The sequence below is a fragment of the Citrobacter sp. RHBSTW-00944 genome (genome assembly GCF_013615435.1).
In the GTDB taxonomy this organism is placed as follows: domain Bacteria; phylum Pseudomonadota; class Gammaproteobacteria; order Enterobacterales; family Enterobacteriaceae; genus Citrobacter; species Citrobacter braakii.
On sequence record NZ_CP055418.1, the window covers coordinates 1,419,178 to 1,444,333 of the forward strand.

A 25,156-nucleotide genomic window follows, 5' to 3' on the forward strand; every position below is an offset into this window, starting at 1 on the left:
GCCGAAAATCTGACGCATAATAGTTGTTCTACGTAGCTAACGGGCCACTACGGCCAGGGATGAAAAATGAAACATTTACGCGTAGCGGCCTGTATGCTGATGCTGGCACTGGTTGGGTGCGATAATAATAACGAAAAATCACCGACGGCTGCGAAGCCTGATGCGCCTGCACCGCAGACTGCGCCAGCAAAAGATAAGGCCCAATTACAAAAGCTGATTCAGCAAAGCCAGGGCAAGTCGCTGACGTTGCTTGATGCCTCCGAGGTCCAACTCGACGGCGCGGCAACGCTTGTTTTGACCTTTTCCATTCCCCTCGATCCGGAACAAGATTTTTCTCGCGTAGTGCACGTTGTTGATAAAAAAAGCGGCAAAGTGGATGGTGCCTGGGAGCTGGCGCCAAATCTAAAAGAGCTACGCTTACGCCATCTCGAACCTAACCGGGAACTGGTGGTTACCATTGAGCGTGATTTGCTGGCGCTGAATAAAGCGACGTTCGCTATCGATTATGAAAAAAACATTACCACCCGCGACGTCCAGCCAAGCGTAGGGTTCGCTAGTCGCGGCTCGCTGCTGCCGGGAAAAGTGATTGAAGGGTTACCGGTGATGGCCCTTAACGTTAATAGCGTGGATGTGAACTTCTTTCGCGTGAAGCCTGAATCGCTCGGTGCGTTTGTCAGCCAGTGGGAATACCGTAATTCGTTGTCAAACTGGGAGTCAGACAATCTGCTGAAAATGGCGGAGCTGGTTTATACCGGACGCTTTGACCTCAATCCTGAGCGTAACACCCGAGAGAAGCTGCTACTGCCACTGAGCGATATCAAGCCGTTGCAGCAAGCAGGCGTTTACATTGCGGTGATGAATCAGGCCGGACACTATAACTACAGCAATGCTGCTACGCTGTTTACGCTCAGTGACATTGGTGTCTCTGCGCACCGTTACCACAATCAACTGGATGTCTTTACGCAGAGTCTGGAAAACGGCGCTGCGCAGCAGGGTATTGAGGTCACGTTACTCAACGAAAAAGGGCAGACGCTGGCGCAGGCTACCAGCGACGCGCAGGGTCACGTCAAGCTGGAAACCGATAAAGACGCGGCCTTATTGCTGGCCCGCAAAGACGGGCAAACCACGCTGCTGGACCTGAAGCTCCCGGCGTTGGATCTGGCTGAATTTGATATTGCCGGCGCGCCGGGATACAGCAAGCAGTTCTTTATGTTTGGCCCCCGAGACCTCTATCGCCCTGGCGAAACGGTGATCCTCAACGGATTACTGCGAGATAGCGACGGCAAAACGCTGCCTGACCAGCCGGTGAAGCTGGAGGTCGTTAAGCCCGACGGACAGGTGTTACGCTCGGTAGTGAGCCAACCGGAAAACGGTCTGTATCGCTTTAGCTGGCCGCTGGACAGCAGCGCGCCAACCGGCATGTGGCATATTCGTGCCAATACTGGCGACAACCAGTCGCGGATGTGGGATTTCCACGTCGAAGATTTCATGCCTGAGCGGATGGCGCTCAATCTCACCGCCAATAAGATGCCGCTGGCTCCAACTGATGAAGTGAAGTTCTCGGTGGTGGGCTACTACCTGTACGGCGCGCCCGCCAACGGCAATGCTCTGCAAGGGCAGCTTTTCCTGCGCCCGTTGCGGGAAGCGGTACAGGCATTACCGGGGTTCCAGTTTGGTAATATTGCCGAAGAAAATCTTTCTCGCAGCCTCGATGAGGTTCAGTTGACGCTGGATGACCACGGTCGCGGCGAAGTGGCTACCAACAGCCAATGGCAGGAGACGCATTCTCCGTTACAGGTGATTCTGCAAGCCAGCCTGCTGGAGTCGGGTGGCCGTCCGGTGACGCGTCGGGTTGAACAAGCCATCTGGCCTGCGGATACGCTGCCAGGTATTCGTCCGCAGTTTGCGGCGAAAGCCGTTTATGACTACCGCACCGATACCACCGTCAATCAGCCTGGCGTTGATGAAAACAGCAATGCCGCTTTTGATATTGTGTATGCCGATGCGCAAGGCGAGAAAAAAGCGGTGTCCGGTTTACAGGTGCGTTTGATCCGTGAACGCCGTGATTATTACTGGAACTGGTCTGAAGGCGAGGGCTGGCAATCGCAGTTCGATCAAAAAGATCTGGTTGAGGGTGAGCAGACCCTGGATCTTAAAGCCGATGAGACCGGTAAAGTCAGCTTCCCTGTCGAGTGGGGTGCCTATCGCCTGGAAGTGAAAGCTCCGAATGATGCGGTGAGCAGCGTGCGCTTCTGGGCTGGTTATAGCTGGCAGGATAACAGCGACGGCAGCGGGGCAGTGCGTCCCGATCGCGTGACCCTGAAACTGGATAAACCCGGCTATCGTCCCGGCGATACCATGAAGCTACACATTGCCGCACCCGCTGCTGGCAAAGGTTACGCGATGGTGGAGTCCAGCGAAGGCCCGCTGTGGTGGCAAGAGATAGACGTACCGACGGATGGTCTTGATATCTCCATCCCGGTCGATAAAACCTGGAATCGCCATGACTTGTATCTCAGCGCGCTGGTGGTTCGTCCTGGCGACAAGTCTCGTTCGGCAACGCCAAAACGGGCAGTCGGCTTACTGCATTTGCCGTTAGGCGATGAAAACCGTCGTCTGGCGCTGGCGCTGGAAAGTCCGGCGAAAATGCGACCAAATCAGCCGTTGACCGTCAAGATTAAAGCCAGCGTTAAAAATGGCGACGTGCCAAAACAGGTTAACGTGCTGGTCTCAGCCGTTGACAGCGGGGTGTTGAACATTACCGATTACGCCACGCCGGATCCGTGGCAGGCGTTTTTCGGGCAAAAACGCTATGGCGCGGATATTTATGATATTTACGGCCAGGTGATCGAAGGGCAAGGACGTCTGGCGGCGCTGCGCTTTGGTGGTGATGGCGATGAGTTAAAACGCGGCGGCAAGCCACCGGTTAATCACGTCAATATTGTGGCGCAACAGGCGCTGCCGGTGACGCTTAACGAGCAGGGCGAAGGTACGGTGACGTTACCAATTGGTGATTTCAACGGCGAGCTGCGGGTAATGGCGCAAGCCTGGACGGCGGATGACTTTGGCAGTAGCGAAAGCAAAGTGATTGTCGCCGCGCCGGTAATTACTGAACTGAACATGCCGCGCTTTCTGGCGGGGGGCGATACCTCGCGCCTGACGCTGGACGTGACCAACCTGACTGACAAACCGCAAACGCTGATTATTAATCTCGCGGCCAGCGGTTTACTGGAGCTGATGGGGCAAGATCCCGCCCCGGTGAATCTGGCGCCAGGCGTACGGACTACGCTGTTTATTCCGGTGCGTGCGCGGGAGGGCTTTGGCGATGGCGAAATTCAGGCGCAAATTAGCGGTCTGAATCTACCGGGTGAAACGCTGCCTGTTCAGCATAAACAGTGGAAAATTGGCGTGCGACCGGCGTTCCCGGCGCAAACTGTTAATTACGGCGTCGCACTTCAGCCGGGCGCAACCTGGCAGCTTCCGGGCGAAGAACTGACGAATTTCTCTCCTGTGACGATGCAAGGACAACTGCTGTTCAGCGGTAAGCCACCGCTGAATCTGGCGCGCTATATCCGTGAACTGAAAGCTTACCCTTACGGTTGCCTCGAGCAAACGGCGAGCGGGTTGTTCCCATCCTTATACACCAATGCCGCGCAGTTGAAGGCGTTAGGTATCGCGGGCGACAGTGATGAAAAACGCCGTGCGGCAGTAGAGATTGGCATCTCTCGTTTACTGCAAATGCAGCGTGATAACGGCGGTTTTGCGCTGTGGGATAAGAACGGGTCGGAAGAGTACTGGCTGACCGCGTATGTGATGGATTTCCTCGTTCGTGCGAATGAACAAGGCTATAGCGTTCCGGCAGAGGTGATTAACCGGGGTAACGAGCGGCTGCTGCGCTATTTGCAGGATCCGGGCATGATGTCGATTCGCTATACCGACGACGCATCAGCAAGCCGGTTTGCCGTACAGGCCTACGCCGCGCTGGTGCTGGCTCGTCAGCAGAAAGCCCCGCTCGGCGCGCTGCGTGAGATCTGGGAGCGTCGTGCGCAGGCGGCTTCCGGTTTACCGCTGTTGCAACTGGGGATAGCGCTGAAAAACATGGGCGACGCCAACCGCAGTGAACAAGCGTTGACGCTGGCGCTGAATACGCCACGTCGCGATGCGCAGCAGTGGATGGCGGATTACGGCAGTCAGCTACGTGACAACGCGCTGATGCTGGCATTGTTGGAAGAGAACAAGCTTAAACCTGACGTGCAGAATACGCTGCTGAACACTTTGTCAGAACAGGCCTTTGGGCAGCGCTGGCTCTCTACTCAGGAAAACAATGCGCTGTTCCTTGCCGCGCGTACGTTGCAGGACTTGCCTGGCTCGTGGCAGGCGCAAACGTCACTCTCTGAACAGGCGTTAGCCGGGGAGAAATCACAAACGCGTAATCTGGATGCTGACGCGCTGTCTACGCTGAACGTCACCAATACCGGTAATCTGCCGCTGTGGCTGCGTCTGGATGTGAGTGGTTACCCGCAAACCTCGCCGACGCCTGCCAGCAACGTCCTGCACATTGAGCGTCAGATCCTGGGGCTCGACGGGAACAGCAAAGCGCTGGATTCTCTGCGCAGCGGTGAGCTGGTACTGGTCTGGCTGGAGGTAAAAGCCAGCCAGAACGTACCGGATGCGCTGGTGGTTGACTTACTGCCAGCCGGCCTGGAGCTGGAAAACCAGAATCTGGCCAACGGCAGCGCCAGCCTGCAGGACAGCGGCAGCGAGGTAGCGAATTTGCTCAATCAGATGCAGCAGGCGGATATCCAGCACGTTGAGTTCCGTGACGATCGCTTTGTCGCCGCGGTAGCGGTCAACGAAGGGCAGCCGGTGACGCTGGTCTATCTGGCGCGGGCGGTAACGCCGGGGACCTATCAGGTTCCTGTGCCGCAGGTGGAGTCAATGTATGTTCCGCAGTGGCGCGCGACCGGTGCGACAGAGGGGCTTTTGATTGTCAGACCGTAAATGATGCGCGGGTTGGGGAAACGCGGCTGCTGGCTCTGGCTGGCAGCCGTTGCGCTATTGCTGGTAATGGGGGGTTGGGCGGCAGATAAAATCTGGCCGCTGCCGCTTCACGAAGTCGATCCGGCACGTGTCGTGGTGGCTTACGATGGTACGCCGCTATGGCGCTTCGCCGACGCGGACGGTATCTGGCGTTATCCGGTGACTATTGATGAGGTGTCCCCCCGTTACCTTGAGGCGTTAATCAACTACGAAGACCGCTGGTTCTGGAAACATCCCGGCGTCAATCCGTTTTCAGTGCTGCGCGCGGCATGGCAGGACCTCTCCTCAGGTCGCGTCGTTTCAGGCGGCAGTACGCTCACCATGCAGGTCGCACGATTGCTCGATCCCCACCCGCGAACTTTCGGCGGCAAGTTCCGCCAGCTCTGGCGTGCATTGCAGCTGGAATGGCATCTTTCTAAGCGCGACATCCTGACGCTATATCTTAACCGTGCGCCGTTTGGCGGCACGCTGCAGGGCGTGGGTGCTGCGAGCTGGGCCTACCTTGGTAAATCTCCCGCACAGTTGAGTTATTCCGATGCCGCGCTGCTGGCCGTGTTGCCGCAGGCACCGAGCCGTCTGCGCCCGGACCGCTGGCCGGATCGCGCTGAAGCGGCGCGCAATAAAGTGCTTGAGCGCATGGCGACGCAGGGCGTTTGGCCTGCCAGACAGGTGCAGGAGTCACGCGAAGAACCGGTCTGGCTGGCGCCCAGACAAATGCCGCAGTTAGCGCCGTTATTCTCGCGCATGATGCTGGGAAAAAGCCGGAGCGATAAAATCGTGACCACCCTTGACGCCGGATTGCAGCGCCAACTGGAAGAGCTGGCGCAAAACTGGAAGGGCCGCTTACCTGCGCGCAGTTCGCTGGCGATGATTGTGGTCGATCACACGGATATGAGCGTGCGTGGCTGGGTGGGGTCGGTAGATATGAATGACGACTCCCGCTTTGGCCATGTGGATATGGTGAATGCGATCCGCTCGCCGGGCTCGGTGCTGAAGCCGTTTATCTATGGTCTGGCGCTGGATGACGGATTAATTCATCCTGCTTCATTGTTGCAGGATGTGCCGCGTCGAACCGGAGATTATCGACCAGGGAATTTTGACAGTGGTTTTCATGGCCCGGTCAGTATGAGCGAAGCGCTGGTGCGCTCGCTGAATTTACCCGCCGTGCAGGTACTTGAAGCCTATGGCCCGAAGCGTTTTGCCGCATCGTTACGTAACGTTGGCTTACCGCTGTATCTGCCCGCTGGTGCCGCACCGAATCTGTCGCTGATTTTGGGCGGGGCAGGGGCCAGACTGGAAGACATGGCGGCGGCGTACAGTGCCTTTGCCCGTCAGGGAAAAGCGGGAAAACTGCGCCTGCAGCCAGACGATCCACTGCTGGAGCGTCCGTTGATGTCGGTAGGCGCGGCGTGGATTATTCGCCGCATTATGGCTGACGAAGCGCAACCGCTGCCGGATAACGCGCTGAGCAGAGTGGTTCCGCTGGCGTGGAAAACGGGTACCAGTTATGGCTATCGCGATGCGTGGGCGATTGGCGTTAACGCCCGTTATGTGATGGGTATCTGGACCGGCAGACCCGACGGTACGCCGGTGGTGGGCCAGTTTGGTTTTGCCAGCGCCGTGCCGCTGCTCAATCAGGTCAATAATCTTTTGCTCTCTCGCGGGACAAATCAGCCGGAGGATCCGCGCCCTGAATCCGTTAGCCGCGGCGTAGTGTGCTGGCCGGGCGGGCAGTCACTTGCGCCCGGAGACAGTAACTGTCGACGCCGTCTGGCAACCTGGCTGCTGGACGGCAGCCAGCCGCCCACGTTGTTATTGCCCGAACAGGAGGGCGTGAGTGGCATTCGTTTCCCCGTCTGGCTGGATGATGAAGGCAAACGTGTGGCGGCGGATTGCCCGCAGGCGCGCGAACAAACGTTAATCGTCTGGCCTTTACCGCTGGAGCCATGGCTGCCGGAGTCAGAGCGCCGTGGGGCGAGATTACCGCCGGTTTCTGCCACGTGTCCGCCGCTGGGGCAGGATGCTTCGCTGCCGTTGCAGTTGACAGGGGTTCGTGATGGCGCGATCGTGAAGCGTTTACCCGGCTCTGCGCTGGCCTCATTGCCGGTACAAACCAGCGGTGGGACTGGCGATCGCTGGTGGTTTCTTAACGGTGAACGGCTGGATGAACGCGGACGCCGTCTTACGCTACGGCTGGCGACCAAAGGGGATTATCAACTGCTGGTGATGGATGACGCCGGACAGGTGGCGACGGTGAGATTTTCGTTGCAGTAGACCACCAGGTGACTTTTGTTGCTAAAATTCATCTTATTTTAAAGAAATGTTATCTTCGTCAATAGTCAATTGCCGGGATGCTCTTTATAATCCGCGCCAGGTAAACAACAACAAAACATCTTTTTCAGAGGTAATCATGGCTATTGAACGTACTTTTTCCATCATCAAACCAAACGCGGTGGCAAAAAACGTTATTGGGAGCATCTTTGCGCGCTTTGAAGCAGCAGGGTTCAAAATTGTCGGTACTAAAATGCTGCACCTGACCGTTGAGCAGGCGCGTGGCTTCTATGCTGAGCATGATGGTAAGCCGTTCTTTGACGGTCTGGTTGAATTCATGACCTCCGGTCCGATCGTTGTTTCTGTTCTGGAAAGCGAAAATGCCGTGCAGCGTCACCGTGATCTGCTGGGTGCAACCAACCCGGCGAATGCGCTGGCGGGTACTCTGCGTGCAGACTACGCTGATAGCTTCACCGAGAACGGTACTCACGGTTCCGACTCCGTTGAATCTGCCGCGCGTGAAATCGCCTATTTCTTCGGTGAAGGCGAGGTTTGCCCGCGCACGCGCTAATCTCCTGCGTCTTTCACATCGCATCGTTTTCTATGCTTTCGGGGAGGCTCGAACGTGCCGCTTTCCTGCGATGCGAAATCCTTTGGAGAGGAATTAGCGATTTACATATTATTTTCGCTAATGCTTCGTGCAAACGTGGCATCCCTGCGCCAGACTTTGTACAATGCAACGCCCCGGAAGAGCAGAACGCTTGCCGGGGCGTTTCTTTTTAACCCTCCACGGGCCACAACGTGTAACAACGAGGCCGGAAAAAATTATGTCTGAATTAGTTAACACCTCTGAAGTCGTCATTCCTGCGGTTCCAAATAAAAATGGAAAAATCAACCTGCTGGATCTGAACCGTCAGCAAATGCGCGAATTCTTCAAAGATATGGGTGAAAAACCGTTTCGTGCCGATCAGGTCATGAAGTGGATGTACCACTATTGCAGCGACAACTTTGATGACATGACTGACATCAATAAGGTGCTGCGTAACAAGCTGAAAGAAGTGGCTGAAATTCGCGCCCCGGAAGTGGTGGAAGAGCAGCGTTCTTCTGACGGTACGATCAAATGGGCCATCGCGGTTGGCGATCAGCGCGTAGAAACCGTGTATATCCCGGAAGACGATCGCGCGACCCTGTGTGTTTCTTCACAGGTCGGTTGTGCATTAGAGTGTAAATTCTGCTCTACGGCGCAACAGGGCTTTAACCGTAACCTGCGGGTGTCGGAAATCATTGGTCAGGTCTGGCGTGCGGCGAAAATCGTTGGCGCGGTGAAAGCAACGGGCGTGCGTCCTATCACTAACGTGGTGATGATGGGGATGGGCGAGCCGCTGCTCAACCTGACCAACGTGGTGCCAGCGATGGAAATCATGCTGGATGACTTCGGTTTTGGGCTGTCAAAGCGTCGCGTCACGCTCTCCACCTCAGGCGTTGTCCCTGCGCTGGATAAGCTGGGCGATATGATTGATGTCGCGCTGGCGATTTCTCTGCATGCGCCGAACGATGAAATTCGTGACGAAATTGTACCTATCAACAAAAAGTACAATATCGAAACATTTCTTGGCGCGGTTCGTCGTTATCTGGAGAAGTCCAACGCTAACCAGGGTCGTGTGACCATTGAGTATGTGATGTTAGATCACATCAATGATGGTACTGAACACGCGCATCAGTTGGCAGAGCTGCTGAAAGATACGCCGTGTAAGATTAACCTGATCCCGTGGAACCCGTTCCCAGGCGCGCCGTATGGCCGTAGCTCTAACAGCCGTATCGATCGTTTCTCCAAAGTGTTGATGAGCTATGGTTTCACTACCATCGTGCGTAAAACACGTGGCGATGACATCGATGCAGCCTGCGGTCAGTTGGCGGGTGACGTTATCGACCGTACTAAGCGTACTCTGCGTAAGCGTATGCAGGGCGACGCTATCGATATCAAGACCGTTTGATGTTGAGTGCACTACGGTATAATTCATGTACCGTAGTGCAACGTAAGCCAAATGAGGTTCTTTGTTGTTTTCGTGAGGTCAATAATAACGGTGCGTTTTTGTCGACTTTAAGGCAGTATGTAGCGGCGCAACAAGCCTTTAGCCCTCAGGTTTACGTTGTTTTGTCTTTGATAGTCTGACCGTTTTATACTGTCTGACGAAGGTTAACTGACCAGATGTTTCGCGGTGTGGGTGAGCATTGTGGCTCGCCGGCATCAGAACCCAAATTTACGCAGCTGTAGCGAATGAATACTGAAGCCACGCACGACAAAAATGAAGCACTATCCACCGGCGTTCGTCTGCGCAATGCCCGTGAACAACTCGGATTCAGCCAGCAGGCAGTCGCGGAGCGACTTTGCCTGAAGGTCTCCACGGTACGTGATATTGAAGAAGATAAGGCACCAGCCGATCTCGCTTCAACATTCCTGCGCGGGTATATCCGTTCTTATGCGCGTCTGGTGCATATTCCTGAAGAAGAACTGTTGCCAGGGCTGGAAAAACAGGCTCCGATTCGCCCAGCCAAAGTCGCACCGATGCAGAGCTTCTCGCTCGGTAAGCGTCGTAAGAAACGTGACGGCTGGTTAATGACCTTTACCTGGCTGGTGCTGTTTGTCGTTGTCGGACTGACGGGAGCCTGGTGGTGGCAGAACCATAAGGCGCAGCAGGAAGAGATCACCACCATGGCCGATCAATCCTCCGCTGAGCTGAATGCCGGTAAAGATGGTGCGCAGAACGTACCGTTAGATACCAGCGCCGCAGCGGGCCAGGATACTACCCCGGCTCCAGACGATGGCGCGGTGGCGGACGCAGCGCCTACGCCAGATGTTGCTGCAACCCCGGCACCTGCCGCTGATGCGCAGCAGAATGCCGTTGTGGCACCTTCTCAGGCTAACGTCGATACCGCAACTGCTGCGCCAGCTACCGCGGCGCCGCTGCCGACTGACCAGGCGGGTGTCACTACCCCTGCCGCCGATCCTAACGCACTGGTAATGAACTTTACTGCCGATTGCTGGCTGGAAGTGACCGATGCGACCGGAAAAAAACTGTTCAGTGGTATGCAGCGTAAGGACGGCAATCTGAATCTGACGGGTCAGGCACCGTACAAACTGAAAATTGGCGCTCCGGCGGCAGTGCAGATTCAGTTCCAGGGTAAACCTGTCGATCTGAGTCGTTTTATCAGAACTAACCAGGTTGCGCGTCTGACCGTTAATGCCGAACAATCACCGGCTCAGTAACAGACGGCAATGCGGGAGATTTTTTAATGCATAACCAGGCTCCAATTCAACGTAGAAAATCGACACGCATTTACGTTGGGAATGTGCCGATCGGCGATGGCGCGCCCATCGCCGTACAGTCTATGACCAATACGCGTACCACAGATGTGGAAGCGACGGTTAATCAGATCAAAGCGCTGGAACGCGTCGGCGCAGATATTGTTCGTGTCTCTGTACCGACAATGGATGCCGCAGAAGCGTTCAAGCTTATCAAACAGCAGGTTAATGTCCCGCTGGTTGCCGATATTCACTTCGACTATCGTATCGCGCTGAAGGTGGCGGAATACGGCGTCGATTGCCTGCGTATCAACCCAGGCAATATCGGTAATGAAGAGCGTATTCGCATGGTAGTGGACTGCGCTCGTGATAAAAATATTCCTATCCGTATCGGCGTCAACGCCGGATCGCTGGAAAAAGATCTGCAGGAAAAATACGGTGAACCGACGCCGCAGGCGCTGCTGGAATCCGCTATGCGCCATGTGGATCACCTCGATCGTCTGAACTTCGATCAATTCAAAGTCAGCGTTAAAGCGTCTGACGTTTTCCTCGCCGTAGAATCCTATCGCCTGCTGGCGAAACAGATCGATCAACCGCTGCATTTGGGGATCACCGAAGCCGGTGGCGCACGCAGTGGGGCGGTAAAATCAGCGATCGGTTTAGGATTGCTGTTGTCCGAAGGGATCGGCGATACGCTGCGTGTCTCTCTGGCGGCGGATCCGGTGGAAGAGATCAAAGTTGGCTTCGATATCCTGAAATCGCTGCGCATTCGTGCCCGCGGGATCAACTTTATCGCCTGCCCAACCTGCTCGCGTCAGGAGTTCGACGTTATCGGTACGGTTAACGCGCTGGAACAACGTCTGGAAGATATCATTACGCCAATGGATGTTTCGATCATCGGCTGCGTGGTGAACGGTCCTGGCGAAGCGCTGGTTTCTACGCTGGGCGTCACGGGTGGTAACAAGAAAAGCGGTCTGTATGAAGACGGCGTGCGTAAGGATCGACTCGATAACGACGATATGATTACGCAGCTTGAAGCCCGCATTCGCGCCAAAGCGAGTATCCTGGACGAAGCGCGTCGTATTGACGTGCAGCAGCTTGAAAAATAACAACGTGATGGGAAGCGGCGTGCTTCCCGTGTATGATTGAACCCGCATGGCGCCCGCATTGTTCGGGTTAGCGCTGAGGGTTCATTTTTATATTCATAAAGAGAATAAACGTGGCAAAAAACATTCAAGCCATTCGCGGCATGAACGATTATCTGCCTGGCGAAACCGCCATCTGGCAGCGCATTGAAGGCACTCTCAAAAACGTGCTCGGCAGCTACGGTTACAGTGAAATCCGCTTGCCGATTGTAGAGCAGACCCCGTTATTCAAACGCGCGATCGGTGAAGTCACCGACGTGGTTGAAAAAGAGATGTATACCTTTGAGGACCGTAATGGCGACAGCCTGACGTTGCGTCCTGAAGGGACTGCGGGCTGCGTACGCGCCGGCATCGAACATGGTCTCCTGTACAATCAGGAACAGCGTCTGTGGTATATCGGGCCGATGTTCCGCCACGAACGTCCGCAAAAAGGGCGCTATCGTCAATTCCATCAGCTGGGTGTCGAAGTGTTTGGCCTGCAAGGCCCGGACATCGATGCTGAACTGATTATGCTGACGGCTCGCTGGTGGCGCGCGCTGGGTATTTCTCAGCATGTCAGCCTTGAGCTGAACTCAATTGGTTCGCTTGAAGCCCGCGCTAACTACCGTGATGCGCTGGTCGCCTACCTGGAACAGCACAAAGAGAAACTGGACGAAGACTGCAAGCGCCGTATGTACACTAACCCGCTGCGCGTTCTCGACTCCAAAAACCCGGAAGTACAGGCGCTGCTCAACGACGCACCTGCGCTGGGCGACTATCTTGATGACGACTCTCGCGAGCACTTTGCGGGCCTGTGCAAACTGCTGGAGTCCGCAGGTATTGCCTATACCGTCAATCAGCGTCTGGTTCGTGGTCTTGATTATTACAACCGCACCGTATTTGAGTGGGTCACCAGCAGCCTGGGCTCTCAGGGTACCGTGTGTGCCGGTGGGCGTTACGACGGTCTGGTAGAGCAACTTGGCGGTCGCGCAACGCCGGCCGTGGGCTTTGCCATGGGTCTGGAACGACTTGTTTTGTTAGTTCAGGCAGTTAATCCGGAATTTAACGCAGATCCTGTTGTCGATATATACCTGGTCGCTTCGGGGGCGGATACGCAGTCGGTGGCAATGCGGCTTGCAGAACGTCTGCGCGATGAAGTTCCTGGTGTGAAACTGATGACAAACCACGGTGGCGGCAACTTTAAGAAACAGTTCGCCCGCGCCGACAAGTGGGGCGCCCGCGTTGCACTGGTACTGGGCGAGTCCGAAGTGGCTGACGGTACTGTTGTAGTGAAGGATTTGCGCTCTGGTGAGCAAACGGCAGTAGCGCAGGATAGCGTTGCCGCGCATTTGCGCACTCTACTGGGCTAAGGAGAAGGACAGCGTGGAAATTTACGAGAACGAAAACGACCAGATTGACGCAGTAAAACGCTTCTTTGCTGAAAACGGCAAAGCGCTGGCTGTTGGGGTCATTTTAGGGGTTGGCGCGCTGGTTGGCTGGCGTTACTGGACCAGCCATCAGACGGAGTCCGCACGCTCTGCTTCTCTGGCATATCAAAATACGGTGACTGCGGTTAGCGCGGGTAAACCGGATAGCCTTCCTGCTGCAGAGAAATTTGCCGCAGAAAACAAAAATACCTACGGCGCGTTAGCTTCACTGGAACTGGCGCAGCAGTTTGTTGACCAAAATGAACTTGAGAAAGCCGCAAGCCAGCTGCAACAAGGCTTAGCAGCGACCAGCGATGAGAATCTCAAAGCGGTGATTAACCTGCGTCTGGCTCGTGTTCAGGTTCAGCTTAAACAGGCTGATACCGCGCTGAAAACACTCGACACCATTAAAGGTGAAGGGTGGACGGCCATTGTTGCCGACCTGCGCGGTGAAGCATTGCTGAGCAAAGGCGACAAACAAGGTGCGCGTAGCGCATGGGAAGCGGGCGTGAAAAGCGATGCCTCTCCTGCTCTGAGCGAAATGATGCAGATGAAAATCAATAATTTGTCCATCTGAGAGGGACCCGATGCAATTGCGTAAATTACTTCTGCCAGGGCTGCTTTCCGTTACCCTATTGAGCGGCTGTTCACTGTTTAGTGGCGAAGAAGATGTCGTTAAGATGTCCCCATTACCGGTGGTTGAAAACCAGTTTACTCCGTCTACGGACTGGAGCACCTCTGTAGGTAACGGTATTGGTGATTTCTATTCCAATCTTCATCCTGCGCTGGCGGATAACGTTGTCTATGCAGCCGATCGCGCCGGCGTCGTTAAGGCGTTGAATGCGGACGACGGCAAAGAAGTCTGGTCTGTTAATCTGGGTGAGAAAGACGGCTGGTTCTCCCGCGCATCTGCACAGCTTTCTGGCGGTGTAACCGTGTCCGGTGGCCATGTTTACATTGGCAGCGAAAAAGCGCAGGTTTATGCGCTGAACACCAGCGATGGTACCACCGCATGGCAGACGAAAGTTGCCGGTGAAGCGCTGTCTCGTCCTGTTGTGAGCGATGGCGTGGTATTAATCCACACCAGTAACGGTCAGTTGCAGGCCTTGAACGAAGCTGACGGCGCTATCAAATGGACCGTTAACCTCGACATGCCTTCTCTGTCTCTGCGCGGCGAATCTGCCCCAGCGACCGCCTTTGGCGCAGCTATCGTTGGCGGTGATAACGGCCGCGTAAGCGCCGTGCTGATGCAGCAGGGCCAGATGATTTGGCAGCAGCGTATTTCTCAGGCGACAGGTCCAACGGAAATCGATCGTCTGAGCGACGTTGATACCACGCCGGTTATCGTCAATGGCGTTGTCTACGCGCTGGCTTATAATGGTAACCTGACGGCGCTGGATCTGCGCAGCGGCCAGATCATGTGGAAACGTGAACTGGGTTCAGTGAATGATTTCATCGTCGACGGTAACCGTATCTACCTGGTTGACCAGAACGACCGTGTACTGGCGCTGACCACCGACGGCGGCGTGACGCTTTGGACGCAAAGCGATCTGCTGCACCGTCTGTTGACGTCCCCGGTATTGTATAACGGCAATCTGGTCGTGGGTGATAGCGAAGGCTACCTGCACTGGATTAACGTTGACGATGGCCGCTTTGTCGCCCAGCAGAAAGTTGACAGCTCTGGTTTCCTGACCGAGCCGGTCTCTGCTGATGGTAAACTGCTGATCCAGGCGAAAGACGGTACGCTGTACTCTATTACGCGTTAATCGTCCCGGCCGCTCGCTTTGAAAAACGGCTCCTGGTGCAGGGGCCGTTTTACTGTTTTTAACAACGGCGCAAAAAATGTGCCCGTTGTCTGATGATTTATTAAATGAGGCTTTAAACATGGTACCTGTGGTCGCGCTTGTCGGGCGCCCTAACGTTGGCAAATCCACGTTATTTAACCGTCTAACTCGCACCCGAGATGCGCTGGTTGCGGATTTCCCGGGTCTGACTCGTGACCGTAAGTACGGTCGTGCGGAAATTGAAGGCCGCGAGTTTATCTGTATTGATACCGGCGGTATTGATGGCACCGAAGACGGTGTAGAAACCCGCATGGCGGAACAGTCGCTGTTGGCGATCGAAGAAGCGGACGTTGTGCTGTTCATGGTAGATGCGCGTGCTGGCCTGATGCCTGCGGATGAAGCCATTGCGAAACATCTGCGTTCGCGCCAGAAACCGACGTTCCTGGTAGCCAACAAAACTGACGGACTCGATCCTGATCAGGCGGTCGTCGATTTCTACTCGCTGGGTCTGGGTGAAATTTATCCGATCGCGGCATCCCATGGTCGTGGCGTTCTCAGCCTGCTGGAGCATGTTCTGCTGCCGTGGATGGATGACGTTGCTCCTCAGGAAGAAGTGGATGAAGATGCAGAATATTGGGCGCAACTGGAAGCCGAAGAGAACGGCGAAGAAGAGCCTGAAGATGACTTCAATCCGCAGGACCTGCCGATCAAACTGGCGATTGTTGGTCGCCCGAACGTAGGTAAGTCCACGCTTACTAACCGTATTCTCGGCGAAGACCGCGTAGTGGTTTACGACATGCCGGGGACCACGCGTGACAGTATTTATATCCCGATGCAACGCGATGAGCGCGAATATGTGCTCATCGATACCGCGGGCGTGCGTAAGCGCGGCAAAATTACCGAAGCAGTAGAAAAATTCTCAGTTATCAAAACGCTGCAGGCGATTGAAGATGCCAACGTGGTGATGCTGGTGATTGATGCGCGCGAAGGTATTTCCGATCAGGACCTGTCGCTGCTGGGCTTTATCCTCAATAGTGGGCGTTCACTTGTTATTGTGGTCAACAAGTGGGATGGCCTGACGCAGGAAGTGAAAGAGCAGGTCAAAGAGACTTTGGACTTCCGTCTGGGCTTTATTGATTTTGCGCGTGTACACTTCATCTCTGCGCTGCACGGCAGCGGCGTGGGTAATCTGTTTGAATCGGTCCGCGAAGCGTATGACAGCTCTACCCGTCGCGTCAGCACCGCGATGCTGACGCGCATTATGACTATGGCGGCAGAAGATCATCAGCCGCCGCTGGTGCGTGGTCGTCGTGTGAAGCTGAAATATGCCCACGCCGGTGGTTATAACCCACCAATCGTGGTGATTCACGGCAACCAGGTCAAAGACCTGCCGGATTCCTACAAGCGCTATCTGATGAACTATTTCCGTAAGTCTTTGGATGTGATGGGGACGCCGATCCGCATTCAGTTCAAAGAAGGGGAAAACCCGTTTGCGAACAAGCGTAATACGCTGACGCCGACGCAGATGCGCAAACGTAAGCGTTTGATAAAACACATCAAAAAAAGCAAGTAACCGTTGCTGATGCTGATAAAAACCCGTGCTTGTCGCGGGTTTTTTTTCGAAGTTTCATCGCCAGCCTCAGCCCGTGCGATGTCAATCACTATTCATTTTTTACCAAGTTTAAATCTAAGAAAGTAGACATTTGTCGAGTTTTCATCTTAAAGTCCGGGGGCTGGTACTAGACAAAACTAGCCTTAGGTTATCAAATGGTTAAATAAATTTTCGCCGCATGTAAAAAATCGGTCAGATACGTAACTGGCTGGCGTACATCGCGGTGTTTACACACACGACGACATAACTTTCGGGAGAATTATGCAATCCTCTGTTAATCAAAAAGAAAGCCGAACTTTCTTCGGCCATCCTTATCCGCTCGGCTCGCTGTTCTTCACAGAGATGTGGGAGCGCTTCTCGTTTTATGGTATTCGCCCGTTACTGATCCTGTTTATGGCTGCTACCGTTTATGACGGCGGCATGGGGCTGGCACGTGAAAATGCCTCGGCGATTGTGGGTATCTTTGCCGGTACGATGTACCTCGCTGCGCTGCCGGGTGGCTGGCTGGCGGATAACTGGCTCGGCCAACAGAAAGCGGTGTGGTACGGTTCCATCCTGATTGCCCTCGGCCATCTGTCAATTGCGCTCTCCGCCATTATGGGGAACAACCTGTTCTTTATTGGTCTGATGTTTATCGTGCTCGGTTCCGGTCTGTTTAAGACCTGTATTTCGGTCATGGTTGGCACGCTGTACAAAAAAGGCGATGCGCGTCGCGACGGCGGTTTCTCGCTGTTCTACATGGGCATCAACATGGGGTCGTTTATCGCGCCGCTGATTTCCGGCTGGCTGATTAAAACCCACGGCTGGCACTGGGGCTTTGGCATCGGTGGTATCGGGATGTTGGTGGCGTTGATCATTTTCCGTGTATTTGCCGTTCCATCAATGAAACGCTACGACAGCGAAGTGGGGCTCGACTCCACCTGGAATAGCCCGGTAGTGAAACGTAACGGTGTGGGCGCGTGGCTGCTGGCGCTGGCCGTCGGTGCGGCGGTTATCGTTACGCTGATAGCGCAGGGCGTGATTGTAATTAATCCGGTCGCGGTTGCCAGCATGCTGGTGTACGTGATTGCAGCCTCCGTTGCGCTCTACTTTATCTACCTGTTCATCTTTGCCGGTCTGAACCGTAAAGAGCGTGCCAGACTGCTGGTCTGCTTTATCCTGCTGGTTTCCGCCGCGTTCTTCTGGTCCGCGTTTGAGCAGAAGCCAACTTCGTTCAACCTGTTCGCCAACGACTACACTAACCGTATGATCGGTGATTTTGAAATCCCGGCGGTCTGGTTCCAGTCGATAAACGCGCTGTTTATTATCCTGCTGGCACCGGTATTCAGTTGGGCATGGCCGAAGCTGGCAAGCATGAATATTCGCCCGAGTAGCATCACCAAGTTTGTTATCGGTATCCTCTTTGCGGCGGCAGGCTTTGGTCTGATGATGCTGGCGGCGCAAAACGTTCTCAGTAACGGCGGGGCAGGCGTTTCTCCATTCTGGCTGGTGGGCAGTATCCTGATGCTGACGCTTGGCGAGCTGTGCCTGAGTCCGATCGGTCTGGCGACAATGACGCTGCTGGCGCCGGAAAGAATGCGCGGGCAGATGATGGGCCTGTGGTTCTGCGCCAGTGCGCTGGGCAACCTGGCCGCAGGTTTGATTGGCGGTCATGTGAAGGCTGACCAACTGGATATGCTGCCGGATCTCTTCGCACGCTGCTCGATTGCGCTGCTGATCTGTGCTGCGGTACTGATCATCCTCATTGTTCCGATTCGTCGCATGCTGGAAAATACGCAAACTAAACCGGCAACTATCGCCTGATAACACCTCGATTGTGCCGGGGCAGACGTTATGTCCCGGCTATTCAATTAACGAGGTAAGAGTATGCTGTTAGGATTTGTTGGGCTTGGTGCAGTCGTTGAAACGGCATACTTGCCCGCATTACGTAATATGTTCGGTGATACACTACGCTGTGTGGGATTTGATGTTCAACCCGCAAAGCAGCCCGCAGACGTGACACGCTGTACGTCGCTCGCTGAACTTCTTGCAATGCCGCTTGATACCCTGTTTATTACCACCGCATCCCTGCATCACCTTGATGTGCTTGAACAGGCGCTGGCGGCTCCCATCGCTCGTATCGTGGTCGAAAAGCCTATTGTCGCCACGCTTTCCCAAATTGAAAAACTGAAAACGCTGCTGGCTCAACCGGATGCTGCCAACCGCGTGCTGGCACTCGACCATTGGATGGCACGCAATGGCGCAATGCAGCTGGCGTTGGGCAAACTCGGAGCGCAGTGGCAGGGCGATAATCCGCAACAGGCACTTGTCTCTCACTTTTCACACATTGCTAAAATCGACGGTTTTTTGCAGGAACCGAGCGGGTTTAACGCTGTTGGAGAACCTATTGCGCTAAACTTTGCCACCGGTGAGCCGGATACCCGTGAGCTTCGTCATCCGGACGGTGTGATTCTGGACATTGGCACACATGTACTGGCAATGCTGCGTGAAACAGTGCGTGACCTGGGCGGTAATGACAGTATGACCTTGCAGGTGAAAAGCGCTAAAGACCGTCTGGGACGTAATATTGTAGAGGGCGACCTGACCACAGCAGAAGGAGAGGCACATCTGCAGGGACAGATTAGCGGCATTCCGCTGGACATCTGGCTGAATAAATACGCGGGGCCGGCTGGCGGACAAAAAGGCCTGCGTCTTTGTTTGCGCGATGGTCGTGTCATTAGCCATGATCGCCGTGGTGTCGAGGATGTGCTCGAATTGATTGACGGTGATGTTGTACAACGCTGGAGTCTGCCTGGTAGCGTATATGCCCATTGTCTGGCGGAGCATATTCTGGGCGCGCAAAGTCTGTTTGAACGCAGTCCACAGGAAGTGAGCCGCACGACGCAGCGCAGGCTGGAGGAAGTGGAGTGCCTGTTAACGTTACAGCAGCAGTTACGCGGGCGGCATTAAACGCATCGTGTTAAACTCAGCGCAGTAATGGATCCCTGTACTGGAGTCGCTATGTCTATTATTTGCCCGGATTGTCATGCAGAGCTGGAGCCGCAAAACGGTATGGCGCACTGTGATAACTGTAATAAAGATATTCAGTTAGAAGCGCACTGCCCGGAGTGCAATCAGCCGCTGCAGGTGCTTAAAGCCTGTGGTGCGGTGGATTATTTCTGCCAGAACGGTCATGGCCTTATCTCGAAGAAACGCGTGGCGTTTGTGCCGCTTTAATCCTGTTTTTTCCTGCGTGTTTTCTTTGTCTTCGTGACAGCTCTCACTTCGCTTTCCACCCATCCGTCAGACAGGCGGGTGGTGAGCACATCACCTGCTGTAACCTGTTTAGTCTGTTTCAGCACTTCACCCTCTTTTGCGGTCGTCACGCTATAACCGCGCGCCAGCGTGGCCAGTGGGCTGACTGCCTCAAGATGGGTAACCGCGTTGCCAAAACGCTCGCGCTGTTCGCTTAAACGCGCACGGATATTTTCCGCCAGTCGGTATTCCAGTTGCTGAATGCGTGTTTGCGCACGGTAAATACGCGGCTGCGGGTTTTGCTGATTCAGACGCTGCAGCATGCGCTGCTGACGCTGATTTGCCTGTTTAATCTTATTCTCAAGTGCGAAGTTCATTCTCTGACGCAGTCGTTCCAGCACGGTCTGCTGACGGGCCAGACGCAGTTGCGGATGCTGCTGTTGCAAGCGGTGATGAAGCTGGGTAAACCGACGAGTACGATTGGCGAGGTAGTAGTCCATCGCCATCTCCAGACGCTGCTGACCATGCTGTATTTGACGCAGCAGTTCAAGCTGATTACGGCTGACAATTTCTGCTGCCGCCGACGGCGTAGGTGCCCGTAAATCTGCAATAAAATCGGCAATAGTGACATCGGTTTCATGGCCGACGGCGCTGACAACTGGAATGCGGCTGGCAAAGATCGCCCGTGCTACACGTTCGTCGTTAAAGCTCCACAAATCTTCCAGCGAGCCGCCGCCGCGCCCGACGATCAGCACATCGCACTCGCCCCGCGCGTTCGCCAGTTCAATGGCCCGAACGATCTGCCCTGGCGCATCATCGCCCTGGACTGCGGTCGGGTAGATAATAACGGGCAGGGAAGGGTCGCGACGCTTCAGGACGTGGAGGATATCGTGCAGCGCGGCGCCGGTTTTAGAGGTGATTACCCCGACGCAGTGGGCCGGTGAGGGCAGCGTTTTTTTGAACTGCTGATCGAATAGCCCTTCAGCCTGCAGTTTGGCCTTGAGTTGCTCATATTTTTGCTGCAGCAAACCTTCGCCCGCTGGCTGCATGCTCTCAACAATTATCTGATAGTCGCCGCGCGGCTCGTACAATGTAATGTTGGCGCGTACCAGTACCTGCTGACCGTGCTGTGGTCGGAACGTTACCCGGCGATTGCTGTTGCGAAACATCGCGCAGCGTACCTGAGCGGTGTCATCTTTGAGCGTGAAATACCAGTGACCGGAGGACGGCTGCGTGAAATTCGAAATTTCACCGCTGATCCACACTTGTCCCATTTCCTGTTCAAGCAGCAAACGAACCGTCTGATTCAGGCGGCTTACGGTAAAAATTGAGGTGGTCTGAGAGGATAACATGTGAGCGGGATCAAATTCTAAATCAGCAAGTTATTCAGTCGAAAGTAACATGCTCACAGAGGAGCGCAAGGTTTTTTTGCAAAAAAGTGTGGATGCAATCGGTTACGCTCTGTATAATGCCGCGGCAATATTTAATAACCTCCCAGGTGAGATATTGCCCATGCTACGTATCGCAAAAGAAGCCCTGACGTTTGACGACGTCCTCCTCGTTCCCGCTCATTCTACCGTTCTGCCGAATACTGCTGATCTCAGCACCCAGTTGACGAAAACCATTCGCCTGAACATTCCTATGCTCTCCGCAGCAATGGACACCGTGACGGAAGCGCGCCTGGCAATTGCCCTGGCTCAGGAAGGCGGCATCGGTTTTATCCACAAAAACATGTCTATTGAGCGCCAGGCGGAAGAAGTTCGTCGCGTGAAGAAACACGAATCTGGCGTCGTGACCGACCCACAAACCGTACTGCCAACCACCACTCTGCGCGAAGTAAAAGAACTGACCGAGCGTAACGGTTTCGCAGGCTACCCGGTAGTGACTGAAGATAACGAACTGGTCGGCATCATCACCGGTCGTGACGTACGGTTTGTGACTGATCTGAGTCAGCCGGTTAGCGTCTACATGACGCCGAAAGAGCGTCTGGTGACCGTTCGTGAAGGCGAAGCACGCGATGTTGTCTTTGCCAAAATGCACGAAAAACGCGTCGAAAAAGCGCTGGTTGTTGACGACAGCTTCCATCTGCTCGGCATGATCACCGTTAAAGATTTCCAGAAAGCGGAACGTAAACCTAACGCCTGTAAAGACGAGCATGGTCGTCTGCGCGTTGGGGCTGCTGTAGGCGCAGGTGCGGGTAACGAAGAGCGTGTTGACGCGCTGGTTGCCGCTGGCGTGGATGTTCTGCTGATTGACTCCTCTCACGGTCACTCAGAAGGCGTACTGCAGCGTATCCGTGAAACGCGTGCTAAATACCCGGATCTGCAGATCATCGGGGGGAACGTTGCGACTGGTGCAGGCGCTCGCGCGCTGGCGGAAGCCGGCTGCAGCGCTGTTAAAGTCGGTATCGGCCCAGGCTCCATCTGTACTACCCGTATCGTTACCGGCGTAGGTGTACCGCAGATTACCGCTGTTTCTGACGCCGTTGAAGCGCTGGAAGGCACTGGTATTCCGGTTATTGCCGATGGCGGTATTCGTTTTTCCGGCGACATCGCAAAAGCGATTGCTGCGGGTGCTTCTGCAGTGATGGTTGGCTCTATGCTGGCGGGGACTGAAGAATCTCCGGGCGAAATCGAACTGTATCAGGGCCGTTCTTACAAATCATACCGTGGTATGGGCTCTTTGGGCGCGATGTCCAAAGGTTCTTCCGACCGTTATTTCCAGAGCGATAACGCCGCTGACAAACTGGTCCCGGAAGGTATCGAAGGTCGCGTTGCGTATAAAGGTCGCCTGAAAGAGATCATTCACCAGCAGATGGGTGGCCTGCGCTCCTGTATGGGCCTGACCGGCTGTGGTACTATCGACGCGCTGCGAACAAAAGCAGAGTTTGTACGTATCAGCGGTGCGGGTATTCAGGAAAGTCACGTTCACGATGTGACCATCACCAAAGAGTCCCCTAACTACCGCATGGGCTCCTGATAAGTTTCCGCGCCCGGCTATATGCCGGGCGAATTTGTTTCACTTGCCTCGGAATTAGCGTCAATGACAGACAATATTCATAAACATCGCATTCTCATCCTTGATTTCGGATCTCAGTACACTCAGTTGGTTGCTCGTCGCGTACGTGAACTGGGCGTCTATTGTGAACTGTGGGCGTGGGATGTTACGGAAGCACAAATTCGCGAATTCAACCCAAGCGGTATCATTCTTTCCGGTGGTCCGGAAAGCACCACTGAAGAAAACAGCCCGCGTGCGCCGGAATACGTTTTCACAGCGGGCGTGCCTGTGTTCGGCGTGTGCTACGGCATGCAGACTATGGCAATGCAGCTCGGTGGTCATGTTGAAGGTTCTAACGAACGTGAATTCGGCTATGCGCAGGTTGAAGTTCAGACCGACAGCGCGCTGATCCGCGGTATTGAAGACTCTCTGACCGCAGACGGCAAACCACTGCTGGACGTGTGGATGAGCCACGGCGACAAAGTGACCGCTATTCCGGAAGGTTTCGTGACCGTTGCCAGCACCGACAACTGCCCGTTCGCCATCATGGCGCACGAGGAAAAACGTTTCTACGGCGTGCAGTTCCACCCGGAAGTTACCCACACCCGTCAGGGGATGCGCATGCTGGAGCGTTTTGTGCGCGACATCTGCCAGTGTGAAGCGCTGTGGACCCCGGCAAAAATTATTGATGACGCCGTTGCCCGCATTCGTGAGCAGGTTGGCACTGATAAAGTGATCCTCGGCCTCTCCGGCGGCGTTGACTCCTCCGTCACCGCGATGCTGCTGCACCGTGCGATTGGCAAAAACCTGACCTGTGTGTTCGTCGACAACGGTCTGCTGCGTCTCAACGAAGCTCAGCAGGTGATGGATATGTTCGGCGACCATTTCGGCCTGAACATCATTCATGTTGAAGGTGAAAAGCGTTTCCTGGACGCGCTGAAAGGCGAGAACGATCCGGAAGCTAAACGTAAAATCATCGGCCGCGTGTTCGTGGAAGTCTTCGATGAAGAAGCGCTGAAGCTGGAAGACGTTAAGTGGCTGGCGCAGGGAACCATCTATCCGGACGTGATCGAATCCGCGGCTTCTGCCACTGGTAAAGCGCACGTCATCAAATCTCACCACAACGTGGGCGGTTTGCCGAAAGAGATGAAGATGGGTCTGGTTGAACCGCTGCGTGAGCTGTTCAAAGACGAAGTGCGTAAGATTGGTCTGGAGCTGGGTCTGCCGTACGACATGCTGTACCGTCACCCATTCCCGGGGCCGGGTCTGGGCGTACGCGTGCTGGGCGAAGTGAAGAAAGAGTACTGCGACCTGCTGCGCCGTGCGGATGCTATCTTCATTGAGGAACTGCACAACGCTGACCTGTACAACAAAGTGAGCCAGGCGTTCACCGTGTTCCTGCCAGTACGTTCCGTTGGCGTCATGGGCGATGGCCGTAAGTACGACTGGGTTGTTTCCCTGCGTGCTGTTGAAACCATCGACTTTATGACCGCGCACTGGGCGCACCTGCCGTATGACTTCTTAGGCCGCGTCTCTAACCGCATTATCAACGAAGTTAACGGTATTTCCCGCGTGGTGTATGACATCAGCGGTAAGCCGCCAGCTACGATTGAGTGGGAATAATATTCCTCCCGTTTAGCGGTTTCTGAACCGGTAGTATGTAAAAGCCCTCTGTTTACAGAGGGCTTTTTATTGCGCGAATTTTATCGATGCGACAGTCCTGCTCGATAGTAGGGTTAATCACACACTTAATGTCTGCGATCCATTCAACACCGCTTCTTATTTACGGAAATAATGAAAAATACTCATGGTATTACCCTGTAGAATTTAATAATGGTAACAATTCAAATAAGCATTTAATTTCATGTGAAATATGAATGTTTTAGTCAGTGATATTTTCTGGAGATATTAATTAGCGTCAATTTGAGCGCAGTGTAGTGGGATTAAAAGATTGTGTATTTGTGCGAAAAACACGGTTGATTATCCGATATATCAGCACGTGTGGGTGGGTAAGACTGCGTGAAGTTTCATCACTCAAATCCCTTACCGGATGGTTAAATGTCAGGCGATTAGCCATCCGGTAAGGAATCTTAATGCTGTAGTATCATCGGCGCGAGCGATCAGCGTACGTCAGTTTGTGCAGGAGATGCCTGTTGCGGCAGGGTGATCTGCTGAGATTCTTTTTTGTTCTGGTGGTGGTGCCACGCACCTATGGCGGAGTAGACGAAGCGTCCGAAGAAGAAAAGAAAGCTGATAAGCAGTACGATCCGGATCATGCGACTGTTAAATCGGTGTCGTTTGCGTAGGCTGGTAACCTGGCTCACAAAAGGTTCCTTGTAGTGTACCCAACTGAGGGCGATAGT

Annotated in this window: 17 protein-coding genes; 15 read left to right on the forward strand and 2 right to left on the reverse strand. The window is 54.5% G+C overall.

Going from position 1 to position 25,156, the window contains the following annotated elements; translation table 11 throughout:
* Window positions 1-66: 66 nt before the first annotated feature.
* The 13 genes from HV334_RS06695 to HV334_RS06755 all read left to right on the forward strand — a co-directional run bounded on the left by HV334_RS06695 (window position 67) and on the right by HV334_RS06755 (window position 19,778).
* Window positions 67-5,001: an alpha-2-macroglobulin gene (locus HV334_RS06695; RefSeq protein WP_181221317.1), complete on the forward strand. Its 4,935-nt coding sequence runs from the start codon at window positions 67-69 to the stop codon at window positions 4,999-5,001.
* Window positions 5,002-7,314 (forward strand): peptidoglycan glycosyltransferase PbpC, encoded by a 2,313-nt coding sequence (gene pbpC, locus HV334_RS06700; protein ID WP_181221318.1) that lies wholly within the window; start codon window positions 5,002-5,004, stop codon window positions 7,312-7,314. It abuts the gene before it with no gap.
* Window positions 7,315-7,450: 136 nt separating this feature from the next.
* Entirely contained in the window at window positions 7,451-7,882 is a 432-nt protein-coding gene (gene ndk / locus HV334_RS06705; protein ID WP_003037710.1) for a nucleoside-diphosphate kinase, read from the forward strand.
* A 256-nt stretch (window positions 7,883-8,138) separates the two neighbouring features.
* Window positions 8,139-9,305: a bifunctional tRNA (adenosine(37)-C2)-methyltransferase TrmG/ribosomal RNA large subunit methyltransferase RlmN gene (locus tag HV334_RS06710; protein WP_016154002.1), complete on the forward strand. Its 1,167-nt coding sequence runs from the start codon at window positions 8,139-8,141 to the stop codon at window positions 9,303-9,305.
* A 284-nt stretch (window positions 9,306-9,589) separates the two neighbouring features.
* Window positions 9,590-10,579 carry a cytoskeleton protein RodZ gene (rodZ, locus tag HV334_RS06715; RefSeq protein ID WP_016154001.1) on the forward strand — a complete coding sequence of 330 codons (990 nt, stop codon included), beginning with the start codon at window positions 9,590-9,592 and terminating at the stop codon, window positions 10,577-10,579.
* 26 nt (window positions 10,580-10,605) lie between these two features.
* Complete coding sequence (gene ispG / locus HV334_RS06720) at window positions 10,606-11,724, forward strand: flavodoxin-dependent (E)-4-hydroxy-3-methylbut-2-enyl-diphosphate synthase (RefSeq protein WP_016154000.1); 1,119 nt, start codon at window positions 10,606-10,608, stop codon at window positions 11,722-11,724.
* Between the two features lie 110 nt (window positions 11,725-11,834).
* The gene (gene hisS, locus HV334_RS06725; protein WP_016153999.1) at window positions 11,835-13,109 is read left to right on the forward strand and encodes a histidine--tRNA ligase; all 1,275 of its coding nucleotides are present in this window, start codon (window positions 11,835-11,837) and stop codon (window positions 13,107-13,109) included.
* Between the two features lie 13 nt (window positions 13,110-13,122).
* Entirely contained in the window at window positions 13,123-13,743 is a 621-nt protein-coding gene (locus HV334_RS06730) for a YfgM family protein (RefSeq protein ID WP_016157128.1), read from the forward strand.
* 10 nt (window positions 13,744-13,753) lie between these two features.
* Complete coding sequence (bamB, locus tag HV334_RS06735) at window positions 13,754-14,932, forward strand: outer membrane protein assembly factor BamB (RefSeq protein ID WP_016153997.1); 1,179 nt, start codon at window positions 13,754-13,756, stop codon at window positions 14,930-14,932.
* 118 nt (window positions 14,933-15,050) lie between these two features.
* Complete coding sequence (gene der / locus HV334_RS06740; RefSeq protein WP_016153996.1) at window positions 15,051-16,523, forward strand: ribosome biogenesis GTPase Der; 1,473 nt, start codon at window positions 15,051-15,053, stop codon at window positions 16,521-16,523.
* A gap of 300 nt (window positions 16,524-16,823) precedes the next feature.
* Entirely contained in the window at window positions 16,824-18,365 is a 1,542-nt protein-coding gene (locus tag HV334_RS06745; protein WP_181221319.1) for a peptide MFS transporter, read from the forward strand.
* Window positions 18,366-18,428: 63 nt separating this feature from the next.
* Window positions 18,429-19,511, forward strand: coding sequence for a Gfo/Idh/MocA family oxidoreductase (locus HV334_RS06750; protein ID WP_181221320.1), 1,083 nt, complete (start codon window positions 18,429-18,431; stop codon window positions 19,509-19,511).
* A gap of 51 nt (window positions 19,512-19,562) precedes the next feature.
* A complete protein-coding gene (locus HV334_RS06755) occupies window positions 19,563-19,778 on the forward strand; it encodes a zinc ribbon domain-containing protein (RefSeq protein WP_016157125.1) in 216 nt (71 codons plus the stop codon).
* Here the strand turns inward: HV334_RS06755 and xseA are convergent.
* Window positions 19,775-21,148, reverse strand: coding sequence for an exodeoxyribonuclease VII large subunit (gene xseA, locus HV334_RS06760; protein ID WP_080860045.1), 1,374 nt, complete (start codon window positions 21,146-21,148; stop codon window positions 19,775-19,777). The two genes, HV334_RS06755 and xseA, sit on opposite strands and share 4 nt — an antisense overlap.
* A 160-nt stretch (window positions 21,149-21,308) precedes the next feature.
* On the opposite strand from xseA, the gene guaB reads away from it, so the two are divergent.
* Window positions 21,309-22,775 (forward strand): IMP dehydrogenase, encoded by a 1,467-nt coding sequence (gene guaB, locus HV334_RS06765; protein ID WP_047501585.1) that lies wholly within the window; start codon window positions 21,309-21,311, stop codon window positions 22,773-22,775.
* Between the two features lie 63 nt (window positions 22,776-22,838).
* On the forward strand, window positions 22,839-24,416 hold the full coding sequence (gene guaA, locus HV334_RS06770) for a glutamine-hydrolyzing GMP synthase (RefSeq protein ID WP_016153990.1): 1,578 nt from the start codon (window positions 22,839-22,841) through the stop codon (window positions 24,414-24,416).
* A 497-nt stretch (window positions 24,417-24,913) separates the two neighbouring features.
* Here the strand turns inward: guaA and HV334_RS06775 are convergent, their stop codons facing one another.
* Window positions 24,914-25,117, reverse strand: a complete 204-nt coding sequence (locus HV334_RS06775; protein ID WP_047416419.1) for a YfgG family protein — start codon at window positions 25,115-25,117, stop codon at window positions 24,914-24,916.
* Between the last annotated feature and the right edge of the window lie 39 nt (window positions 25,118-25,156).